Source organism: Pseudomonas sp. FW305-28 (assembly GCF_017351395.1).
Classification (GTDB): domain Bacteria; phylum Pseudomonadota; class Gammaproteobacteria; order Pseudomonadales; family Pseudomonadaceae; genus Aquipseudomonas; species Aquipseudomonas fluorescens_AA.
The window spans coordinates 43,966-54,486 of the sequence record NZ_JACNDD010000023.1; the positions used below are offsets into that span (position 1 = coordinate 43,966).

General features: G+C 62.6%; 9 protein-coding genes. 6 read left to right on the forward strand and 3 right to left on the reverse strand.

Annotated features, from left to right (window positions below; genetic code table 11):
* Nucleotides 1-73: 73 nt before the first annotated feature.
* The 3 genes from J4E53_RS08050 to trxB all read right to left on the reverse strand — a co-directional run bounded on the left by J4E53_RS08050 (nt 74) and on the right by trxB (nt 2,558).
* Nucleotides 74-781, reverse strand: a complete 708-nt coding sequence (locus J4E53_RS08050; protein WP_053123176.1) for an arginyltransferase — start codon at nt 779-781, stop codon at nt 74-76.
* Nucleotides 782-838: 57 nt separating this feature from the next.
* Nucleotides 839-1,519 (reverse strand): leucyl/phenylalanyl-tRNA--protein transferase, encoded by a 681-nt coding sequence (gene aat / locus J4E53_RS08055; protein WP_103308486.1) that lies wholly within the window; start codon nt 1,517-1,519, stop codon nt 839-841.
* A 79-nt stretch (nt 1,520-1,598) separates the two neighbouring features.
* Complete coding sequence (trxB, locus tag J4E53_RS08060; RefSeq protein ID WP_060741563.1) at nt 1,599-2,558, reverse strand: thioredoxin-disulfide reductase; 960 nt, start codon at nt 2,556-2,558, stop codon at nt 1,599-1,601.
* 261 nt (nt 2,559-2,819) lie between these two features.
* Between trxB and J4E53_RS08065 the strand changes: the two genes are divergently transcribed.
* The 6 genes from J4E53_RS08065 (at nt 2,820) to cysG (ending at nt 10,495) form a co-directional block, all read left to right on the forward strand.
* On the forward strand, nt 2,820-5,225 hold the full coding sequence (locus J4E53_RS08065) for a DNA translocase FtsK (protein ID WP_060741564.1): 2,406 nt from the start codon (nt 2,820-2,822) through the stop codon (nt 5,223-5,225).
* 58 nt (nt 5,226-5,283) lie between these two features.
* Nucleotides 5,284-5,907, forward strand: coding sequence for an outer membrane lipoprotein chaperone LolA (gene lolA, locus J4E53_RS08070; protein WP_003203330.1), 624 nt, complete (start codon nt 5,284-5,286; stop codon nt 5,905-5,907).
* Nucleotides 5,908-6,107: 200 nt separating this feature from the next.
* Nucleotides 6,108-7,433, forward strand: a complete 1,326-nt coding sequence (locus J4E53_RS08075) for a replication-associated recombination protein A (RefSeq protein ID WP_046064131.1) — start codon at nt 6,108-6,110, stop codon at nt 7,431-7,433.
* Nucleotides 7,430-7,804 carry a fluoride efflux transporter CrcB gene (gene crcB, locus J4E53_RS08080; protein ID WP_072392893.1) on the forward strand — a complete coding sequence of 125 codons (375 nt, stop codon included), beginning with the start codon at nt 7,430-7,432 and terminating at the stop codon, nt 7,802-7,804. Before J4E53_RS08075 ends, crcB begins: the two co-directional genes overlap by 4 nt.
* Nucleotides 7,805-7,819: 15 nt before the next feature.
* A complete protein-coding gene (gene serS, locus J4E53_RS08085) occupies nt 7,820-9,100 on the forward strand; it encodes a serine--tRNA ligase (protein ID WP_025213005.1) in 1,281 nt (426 codons plus the stop codon).
* Complete coding sequence (gene cysG / locus J4E53_RS08090) at nt 9,101-10,495, forward strand: siroheme synthase CysG (protein ID WP_060741566.1); 1,395 nt, start codon at nt 9,101-9,103, stop codon at nt 10,493-10,495.
* Nucleotides 10,496-10,521: the final 26 nt, after the last annotated feature.

Here is a 10,521-nt window from a genome sequence, read left to right on the forward strand (position 1 = left end):
GCAAAAGCGGCGTGCATTGTGCCCGAAAAAGGGGGTTCAAGCCAAGGGGTTCTAACTTTTAAGCCAAAGGCTTCTAACTCAGGACGACCCATCGCTGGTTAATCAGCAATTCGATAGGCCGATATTGGGTCTTGTAGTTCATTTTCTTGCAGTTCTTGATCCAGTAGCCCAGGTACACCGCTTCCAGTCCCAGGCGCCGGGCTTCGTTGATTTGCCAGAGAATGGCAAAGCGCCCCAGGCTGCGCCGTTCTTCCTCCGGCTCATAGAAGGTGTACACCGCTGAAAGGCCGTTGGGCAGCAGGTCCGTGACAGCGATGGCGACCAGCCGTCCCTCCAGCCGGAATTCATAGAAGCGGGAAAACGGCAGGTCACGCACCAGGAAGGTCGAGAACTGATCCCGGCTGGGCGGGTACATGTCGCCATCGGCATGGCGTTGTTCGATGTAGCGTTGGTACAGGTCGAAGTATTCCTCGGTGAACTGCGGCTTGGCCGGGCGGACCTGAAGGTCGGCGTTGCGCTTGAAAATGCGTTTCTGCTGGCGATTGGGCAAGAATTGCGCCACGGGAATGCGCGCCGGGACGCAGGCGTTGCAATGCTGGCAATGGGGCCGGTAGAGATGATCGCCGCTACGACGAAAGCCCATTTCCGACAGGTCTGCGTAGACATGCACATCCATGGGCTGGCTAGGGTCGAGGAACAGCGTCGTGGCCTGCTCCTCCGGCAGGTAACTGCAAGAGTGGGGCTGAGTGGCATAGAACTTCAAACGCGCCAACTCGGTCATGATCGGCCCTCGGAATAAGCTTTGGATTTAATTGTAAGCCAGGAGCGCGAATGTCGCTCAGCAAACCCATGCTGCCTGGTTGGGCAGGTCCAGATGTGCCTTTAGATAGCCCGCAAATTCGGTGCGTGGAATCGACCGAGCGCCCAGGCTGTGCAGGTGCTCGGTGGGCATCTGACAGTCGATCAGCACGAAACCGGCGGCCTTGAGGTGTTGGACCAGGGTGGCGAAGCCGAATTTCGACGCATTGTCGGCCCGGCTGAACATGGACTCGCCAAAAAACAACTGGCCCATGGCCAAGCCATACAGGCCGCCCACCAGCACCCCCTGGTCCCAGACTTCCACCGAATGGGCGAAACCGCGTCGGTGCAGTTCCAGATAAGCGGTTTGCATGGCGTCGGTGATCCAGGTGCCCTCGGCATAGTCGCGCGGCGCCGCGCAGGCCTGGATGACCGCGGCAAAATCCTGATCGAACGTTACGTCATAGCGCTGCTTGCGCAACAGTTTGCCCAGGCTGCGGGATATGTGCAGTTCGTCGGGAAACAACACCGTGCGTGGGTCCGGCGACCACCACAGGATCGGTTGCCCCTCGGAGAACCATGGGAAGCAGCCGTGGCGGTAGGCCTGGATCAGCCGGTCGGCGGATAGATCGCCACCGGCGGCCAATAATCCGTTGGGATCGCGCATGGCTTTTGCCAGTGGCGGAAATTCGAGGCTGTTGCGTTGTAACCAGGTCAGCATGGGCGTCCGGCTTGTAGAAGGGGAGGGCGGCAGATGCGGGTCTCGCCGGTCAGCGAGGCCCCGCCTGGAAGGTTAACCGTCAAACGGCAGGGATGTCATCGAGATACTTCTCCGCGTCGAGTGCGGCCATGCAGCCGGCGCCGGCGGAGGTAATCGCCTGGCGATAGACATGGTCGGCCACATCGCCTGCGGCGAATACGCCTTCGATATCGGTCGCGGTGGCGTTGCCTTCGCTGCCGCCATGCACGAGCAGGTAGCCGTCGCGCATCGTCAACTGGCCCTGGAACAGATCGGTGTTGGGTTTGTGACCGATGGCAATGAACACCCCGGCGAGGGACAGGGTGCTGGTTTCGCCGGTCTCGCTGTGTCGCAGGCGTGCGCCGGTCACGCCGCTGGCGTCGCCCAGGACTTCATCCAGGTTCTGGTTCCAGTGCAGCTTGATATTGCCGTTGGTGGCCTTTTCGAAGAGTTTGTCCTGGAGGATTTTCTCGGCGCGCAGCTTGTCGCGGCGGTGGATCAGGTGCACTTCCCTGGCGATGTTCGACAGGTACAGGGCTTCCTCGACCGCGGTATTGCCGCCGCCGACTACCGCTACCACCTGGTTGCGATAGAAAAAGCCATCGCACGTCGCGCACGCGGAAACCCCTTTGCCGGCGAAGCTTTCTTCCGAGGGTAGCCCCAGGTACTGGGCTGAGGCACCGGTGGCAATGATCAGCGCATCACAGGTATAGATGCCGCTGTCGCCGATCAATTCGAACGGGCGCTGCTGCAACTTGGCGGTGTGGATATGGTCGTAGACGATCTGCGTGTCGAAACGCTCGGCGTGCCGTTGCATGCGCTCCATCAGTACCGGGCCGGTCAGGCCTTCGACATCGCCGGGCCAGTTATCGACTTCCACGGTGGTGGTGAGCTGGCCACCGGCCTGCAGGCCAGTAATGACAACGGGTTTGAGGTTGGCGCGGGCGGCATAGACGGCCGCGCTGTACCCCGCAGGGCCGGAACCCAGAATGATCAGGCGTGAATGCTTCACTTCGCTCATAAAAACACCTCATAAGCCTTTGTCACAAAAGAGAATGCATGGTCCAATTGGTGCAGACAAACCCGTACAATGCCTGGGTTTTGAACGCGGGATAGGCTAAAGATCAGAATTTTCGGCCACGCCTGCAGTTTTCTGGATGCGCCTCACAGTGGTAAAAGTAGTACCGGTTGTGCACATTCACTTTTTTACCTGCTCGTCATGGGCAGTTTTTTATAGTCATTCAACAGATGGACGCGCCGTTGGCGCAGGAAAAGAAGCGTTTTGAAGAAATCCACCGCAGCACCCAAACCAGTCGTTCCGCTCTGGCGCCAGCAACTGCACTACCGGCTCAAGGAAGGTGCATTGATCGCCATCGGTGCCCTGTGCCTGTTCCTGATGATGGCCTTGCTGACCTACGGCAAGGACGATCCGGGCTGGAGCCATAACAGCAAGATCGACGACGTGCAGAATTTTGGCGGTCCGGCCGGTTCCTACAGCGCCGACATCCTGTTCATGGTGCTGGGCTATTTCGCCTACATTTTCCCGTTGCTGCTGGCGATCAAGGCCTACCAGATCTTCCGCCAGCGCCACGAGCCGTGGCAGTGGAGCGGCTGGTTGTTCTCCTGGCGCCTGATCGGCCTGGTATTCCTGGTGTTGTCGGGGGCCGCGCTGGCCCATATCCATTTCCATGCGCCCACCGGTTTGCCGGCCGGGGCGGGTGGTGCCCTGGGGGAAAGCCTCGGCGACCTGGCCAGGAATGCCCTGAACATCCAGGGCAGCACGTTGTTGTTCATCGCCCTGTTCCTGTTTGGCCTGACGGTGTTCACCGACCTGTCCTGGTTCAAGGTCATGGACGTCACGGGCAAGATCACCCTCGACCTGATCGAACTGATCCAGGGCGCCATGAACCGCTGGTGGGCGGCGCGCACCGAGCGCAAGCAACTGGTGGCGCAACTGCGTGAAGTCGACGACCGCGTCCACGACGTGGTGGCCCCGACGACGCCGGACAAGCGCGAGCAGGCCAAGGTCAAGGAGCGCCTGATCGAGCGTGAGCAGGCCTTGAGCAAGCACATGTCCGAGCGCGAAAAACAGGTGCCGCCGGTCATCACCATGGCCCCGGCCAAGCCGCCGGAGCAGAGCAAGCGCGTACAGAAAGAGAAACAGGCGCCGCTGTTCGTCGACAGTGCAGTGGAAGGCACCTTGCCGCCGATCTCGATCCTGGACCCGGCCGAGAAGAAACAGCTCAATTATTCCCCCGAATCCCTGGCGGCCGTCGGCCACTTGCTGGAGATCAAGCTCAAGGAGTTCGGGGTCGAGGTGTCGGTGGATTCGATCCACCCGGGCCCGGTGATTACCCGCTACGAAATCCAGCCCGCTGCCGGCGTGAAGGTCAGTCGCATCGCCAACCTGGCGAAAGACCTGGCGCGTTCCCTGGCCGTGACCAGCGTGCGGGTGGTGGAGGTGATTCCCGGCAAGACCACCGTGGGCATCGAGATTCCCAACGAAGACCGCCAGATCGTGCGCTTCTCCGAAGTGCTGTCGACGCCTGAGTATGACAACCACAAGTCGCCGGTCACCCTGGCCCTGGGCCACGACATCGGCGGCAAGCCGGTCATCACCGACCTGGCGAAGATGCCCCACCTGCTGGTGGCCGGTACCACCGGTTCCGGTAAGTCGGTGGGCGTGAACGCGATGATCCTGTCGATTCTGTTCAAGTCCGGCCCGGAAGACGCCAAGCTGATCATGATCGACCCGAAAATGCTCGAATTGTCGATCTACGAAGGCATTCCGCACCTGCTGTGCCCGGTGGTCACCGACATGAAGGACGCCGCCAACGCCCTGCGCTGGAGCGTCGCCGAGATGGAGCGCCGCTACAAGCTGATGGCGAAGATGGGCGTGCGCAACCTGTCGGGCTTCAACGCCAAGGTCAAGGAGGCCGAAGAGGCCGGTACGCCATTGAGCGACCCGTTGTATCACCGCGAGAGCATCCACGACGAAGCGCCGCTGCTGCACAAGCTGCCGACCATCGTGGTGGTGGTGGACGAATTCGCCGACATGATGATGATCGTCGGCAAGAAGGTCGAAGAACTGATCGCCCGTATCGCCCAGAAGGCCCGTGCGGCCGGTATCCACCTGATCCTCGCCACACAACGGCCGTCGGTGGACGTGATCACCGGCCTGATCAAGGCCAACATCCCGACCCGCATGGCGTTCCAGGTATCGAGCAAGATCGACTCGCGGACCATCATCGACCAGGGTGGCGCCGAGCAGTTGCTGGGGCATGGTGACATGCTCTACATGCCGCCGGGCACCAGCCTGCCGATTCGTGTGCACGGTGCGTTCGTTTCCGATGACGAAGTGCACCGCGTGGTGGAAGCCTGGAAGTTGCGTGGCGCGCCTGAATACAACGACGACATCCTCAACGGTGTCGAAGAGGCCGGCAGCGGTTTCGAGGGCAGCAGTGGCGGCGGTGACGACGACGCTGAAACCGATGCGCTCTACGACGAAGCGGTGCAGTTTGTCCTGGAGAGCCGCCGGGCCTCGATTTCCGCCGTCCAGCGCAAGCTGAAGATTGGCTACAACCGCGCCGCCCGCATGATCGAAGCCATGGAAATGGCCGGGGTGGTGACGGCCATGAACACCAACGGCTCGCGCGAAGTACTGGCGCCGGGCCCGATGCGCGACTAATGACCCGGGCGGCCTGCCGAAGCGCCGCTCGAACCCCCACGACTTCATGAGGACTCCCATGCGCCTGATTCGCATGTTGCTGTTGCCCGTACTGGCCTTGTCTACCTTGTCGGCCCACGCCGGCGAAAAGGACGTGGCTCGCCTGACCCAATTGCTGGGGGGCTCCCAGACCCTGACCGCACGTTTTTCCCAGTTGACCCTCGATGGCAGTGGCACCCAATTGCAGGAAACCGCCGGCGACATGGCCCTGCAGCGCCCGGGCCTGTTCTACTGGCACACGGATGCACCAGCCGAACAACTGATGGTGTCCGATGGCAAGAAAGTCTCCCTGTGGGACCCGGACCTGGAACAGGTGACCATCAAGACCCTCGACCAGCGCCTGACCCAGACGCCGGCGTTGTTGCTGTCCGGTGACATCTCCGAGATCAGCCAGAGCTTCGAGATCACCTCCAAGGAGGCCGGTGGCGTGATCGACTTCACCCTCAAGCCCAAGACCAAGGACAGCCTGTTCGACAGCCTGCGCCTGTCGTTCCGCAACGGCCTGGTCAACGACATGCAGTTGATCGACAGTGTCGGCCAGCGCACCAATATCCTGTTCACCGGGGTCAAGGCCAACGAGCCGATCGCCGCGTCCAAGTTCAAGTTCGACATCCCCAAGGGTGCCGATGTAATCCAGGAATAAACACTGGCCCCCTGTTGGAAATGGCCTGTGGGAAAAGGTCTGTGGGAGCAAGGCTTGCCCGCGATTGCATCGTCTCGGTCCACCAGATGCACCGAGGTGTTTGTATCGCGGGCAAGCCTTGCTCCCACAGATTGGCTCCCATGGATCTGCTCCGGCAGAGAGGAATGGCAACAGGACCCAGCGGAGGTTTTGTAGTAATCATGGACCTGTTTCGAAGCGCCCCGATTGCCCAGCCATTGGCCGCCCGCTTGCGCGCGACCAACCTGGATGAGTACGTCGGCCAGGAGCATGTGCTCGCCCGCGGCAAGCCTCTGCGCGAGGCCCTGGAGCAGGGCGCCCTGCACTCGATGATCTTCTGGGGCCCGCCGGGCGTGGGCAAGACCACCCTGGCGCGGCTGCTGGCGGAAGTCTCGGACGCTCACTTCGAAACGGTGTCGGCGGTGCTGGCCGGGGTCAAGGAAATCCGCCAGGCGGTGGAAGTGGCCAAGCAGCAGGCTGGGCAGTACGGCAAGCGCACGATCCTGTTCGTCGACGAAGTGCACCGGTTCAACAAGTCCCAGCAGGACGCATTCCTGCCCTACGTCGAAGACGGCACGCTGATCTTCATCGGTGCCACCACCGAAAACCCTTCGTTCGAACTCAACAACGCCTTGCTCTCGCGGGCGCGGGTCTATGTGCTCAAAAGCCTCGACGAGACGGCGATGCGCAAGCTGGTGCATCGGGCGCTGACCGAGGAGCGCGGCCTGGGCAAGCGGCATTTGAGCCTCAGCGATGAAGGTTTCCAGATCCTGTTTTCAGCCGCCGATGGCGATGGCCGGCGCTTGCTCAACCTGCTGGAAAACGCCTCGGACCTGGCCGAAGACGACAGCGAGATTGGCGTCGAGCTGCTGCAAAGCCTGCTGGGCGATACCCGGCGCCGCTTCGACAAGGGCGGCGAGGCGTTCTACGACCAGATTTCGGCGCTGCACAAATCCATCCGTGGTTCCAACCCCGACGCGGCCTTGTACTGGTTTGCGCGCATGATCGACGGCGGTTGCGATCCGCTGTACCTGGCGCGGCGCGTCGTGCGCATGGCCAGCGAAGACATCGGCAATGCCGACCCCCGGGCCCTGAGCCTGTGCCTGGCGGCGTGGGACGTGCAGGAGCGCCTCGGCAGCCCGGAAGGTGAGCTCGCCGTGGCCCAGGCCATCACGTACCTGGCCTGTGCGCCGAAGAGCAACGCGGTGTACATGGGCTTCAAGGCGGCGATGCGCAGCGCTACCGAACACGGCTCCCTCGAAGTGCCGCTGCACCTGCGCAACGCGCCGACCAAGCTCATGAAGCAACTGGGCTATGGCGAAGAATACCGTTATGCCCATGACGAGCCGGACGCCTATGCCGCCGGCGAAGATTATTTCCCCGATGAACTCGAACCCCAGCGCTTCTACCAGCCAGTACCGCGGGGCCTTGAACTGAAGATCGGCGAGAAGCTCAACCACCTGGCACAACTGGATCGCCTGAGTCCACGGCAGCGGAGAAAACCTTGATCCCCCTGATACTTGCCGTTTCCGCTGGCGGCATCGTCGGCACGTTGTTGCGTTTCGCCACGGGCAACTGGATCAACGCAAATTGGCCCCGGCACTTCTATACCGCGACGCTGGCCGTTAATATCGTGGGCTGTCTGCTGATCGGCGTTCTATACGGTCTGTTTTTGATTCGCCCGGAAGTGCCCATCGAGGTGCGGGCCGGGTTGATGGTTGGCTTTCTCGGCGGCCTGACGACTTTTTCATCCTTTTCACTGGATACGGTGCGCCTGCTGGAAAGCGGGCAGGTGCCGCTGGCCCTGGGCTATGCAGCCATCAGCGTATTCGGCGGGCTGCTCGCCACCTGGGCCGGCCTGTCCTTGACCAAACTTTGATAACGAGAGACCGACATGCTCGATTCCAAACTGTTACGTAGCAACCTCCAGGACGTAGCGGACCGCCTGGCTTCCCGTGGCTTTGCCCTGGATGTCGCGCGCATCGAAGCGCTGGAAGAACAGCGCAAGACCGTCCAGACCCGCACCGAAGCCCTGCAGGCTGAACGTAACGCGCGCTCCAAGTCCATCGGCCAGGCCAAGCAGCGTGGCGAAGACATCGCACCGCTGATGGCCGATGTCGAGCGCATGGCGGGCGAATTGAGCGCGGGCAAGGTCGAGCTGGACGCGATCCAGACCGAGTTGGATTCGATCCTGCTGGGCATCCCGAACCTGCCTCACGAATCGGTACCGGTTGGTGAAGACGAAGACGGCAACGTCGAAGTGCGCCGCTGGGGCACGCCGACAACCTTCGATTTCCCGGTGCAGGACCACGTGGCCCTGGGCGAGAAATTCGGCTGGCTCGACTTCGAAACCGCCGCCAAGCTGTCGGGCGCCCGTTTCGCCCTGCTGCGCGGGCCGATCGCGCGCCTGCATCGGGCCCTGGCGCAGTTCATGATCAACCTGCATGTCACCGAACACGGCTACGAAGAAGCCTACACCCCGTACCTGGTCCAGGCCCCGGCGCTGCAGGGCACCGGTCAGTTGCCGAAGTTCGAGGAAGACCTGTTCAAGATCAGCCGCGACGGCGAGGCCGACCTGTACCTGATCCCGACCGCCGAAGTGTCGCTGACCAACATCGTGGCCGGCGAGATCGTCGACGCCAAGCAACTGCCGATCAAGTTCGTCGCCCACACGCCGTGCTTCCGCAGTGAAGCCGGGGCGTCGGGCCGTGATACCCGCGGCATGATCCGCCAGCACCAGTTCGACAAGGTCGAGATGGTTCAGATTGTCGAGCCGTCGAAATCCATGGAGGCGCTGGAAAGCCTGACCGCCAACGCCGAGAAGGTCCTGCAACTGCTGGAACTGCCGTATCGCACCCTGGCGCTGTGCACCGGCGACATGGGCTTCAGCGCGGTCAAGACCTACGACCTGGAAGTCTGGATTCCGAGCCAGGACAAGTACCGCGAGATTTCGTCGTGCTCCAACTGCGGCGACTTCCAGGCCCGCCGCATGCAGGCGCGTTTCCGCAACCCGGAAACCGGCAAGCCGGAACTGGTCCACACCCTCAATGGCTCTGGCCTGGCGGTGGGGCGTACCCTGGTGGCAGTGCTGGAGAACTACCAGCAGGCCGACGGTTCGATCCGTGTGCCCGAGGTGTTGAAACCCTACATGGGCGGCATCGAGGTCATCGGCTAAATGGACTATTTGCCACTGTTCCACAACCTGCGCGGCAGCCGCGTGCTGGTGGTCGGCGGCGGGGAAATTGCCTTGCGCAAGTCCCGCCTACTGGCCGATGCCGGCGCGTTGCTGCGGGTGGTCGCACCCGACATCGAACCGCAGTTGCGGGAACTGGTCAGTGGCAGCGGCGGCGAGTGTATCCAGCGCGGTTACCTTGAGGCGGATCTGGACGGTTGCGGGCTGATCATTGCCGCCACCGACGACGAACCGCTCAATGCCCAGGTCTCGGCCGACGCCCATAAGCGTTGCGTGCCGGTCAACGTGGTGGACGCGCCGGCCCTGTGCAGCGTGATCTTCCCGGCGATCGTCGACCGCTCGCCCTTGGTGATCGCAGTGTCCAGTGGCGGCGACGCGCCGGTGCTGGCGCGGCTGATCCGGGCCAAGCTGGAAACCTGGATTCCCTCGACCTATGGGCAGTTGGCCGGGCTGGCGGCGCGTTTTCGCAATCAGGTCAAGCAACTGTTTCCCGATGTCCAGCAGCGCCGGGCGTTCTGGGAGGAAGTGTTCCAAGGCCCTATCGCCGACCGCCAACTGGCCGGGCAGGGCGGCGAAGCCGAGCGCTTGCTGCGGGAAAAGATCGACGGCCAGGCGCCGAGCGCGCCGGGCGAGGTTTATCTGGTGGGGGCCGGGCCGGGAGATCCGGACCTGCTGACCTTCCGCGCCTTGCGCTTGATGCAGCAGGCGGACGTGGTGCTGTACGACCGCCTGGTGGCGCCGGCGATTCTGGAATTGTGCCGACGCGACGCCGAACGCATCTACGTTGGCAAGCGCCGCGCCGACCACGCCGTACCCCAGGACCAGATCAACCAGCAATTGGTCGACCTGGCTCGCCAGGGCAAGCGCGTGGTGCGGTTGAAGGGCGGCGATCCGTTCATTTTCGGCCGTGGTGGCGAGGAGATCGAAGAGCTGGCGGCCCATGGCATTCCGTTCCAGGTCGTCCCGGGCATCACCGCCGCCAGTGGTTGCGCGGCCTACGCCGGGATCCCGCTGACCCATCGCGACTACGCCCAATCGGTGCGTTTCATCACCGGCCATCTCAAGGACGGCACCAGCGACTTGCCGTGGGCCGACCTGGTGTCGCCGGCGCAGACGCTGGTGTTCTACATGGGTTTGGTCGGCCTGCCGATGATCTGCAACGAGCTGATCAAGCACGGTCGCGCGGCGGATACGCCAGCGGCGTTGATCCAGCAGGGCACGACGTCGAACCAACGGGTCTTTACCGGCACTTTGGCCGACTTGCCACGGCTGGTGGCTGAGCATGAGGTGCATGCGCCGACGCTGGTGATCGTGGGGGAAGTGGTGCAGTTACGCGAGAAACTGGCCTGGTTTGAAGGGGCTCAGGGGCAGGTCTAGGAAGACCGAGTCGCCCCGATCGCGAG

Coding starts and splice junctions, on each gene's coding strand:
- trxB (WP_060741563.1), bottom strand. CDS start 2,558: ATGAGCGAAGTGAAGCATTCACGCCTGATCATTCTGGGTTCCGGCCCT.
- J4E53_RS08075 (WP_046064131.1), top strand. CDS start 6,108: ATGGACCTGTTTCGAAGCGCCCCGATTGCCCAGCCATTGGCCGCCCGC.
- cysG (WP_060741566.1), top strand. CDS start 9,101: ATGGACTATTTGCCACTGTTCCACAACCTGCGCGGCAGCCGCGTGCTG.
- lolA (WP_003203330.1), top strand. CDS start 5,284: ATGCGCCTGATTCGCATGTTGCTGTTGCCCGTACTGGCCTTGTCTACC.
- serS (WP_025213005.1), top strand. CDS start 7,820: ATGCTCGATTCCAAACTGTTACGTAGCAACCTCCAGGACGTAGCGGAC.
- aat (WP_103308486.1), bottom strand. CDS start 1,519: ATGCTGACCTGGTTACAACGCAACAGCCTCGAATTTCCGCCACTGGCA.
- J4E53_RS08050 (WP_053123176.1), bottom strand. CDS start 781: ATGACCGAGTTGGCGCGTTTGAAGTTCTATGCCACTCAGCCCCACTCT.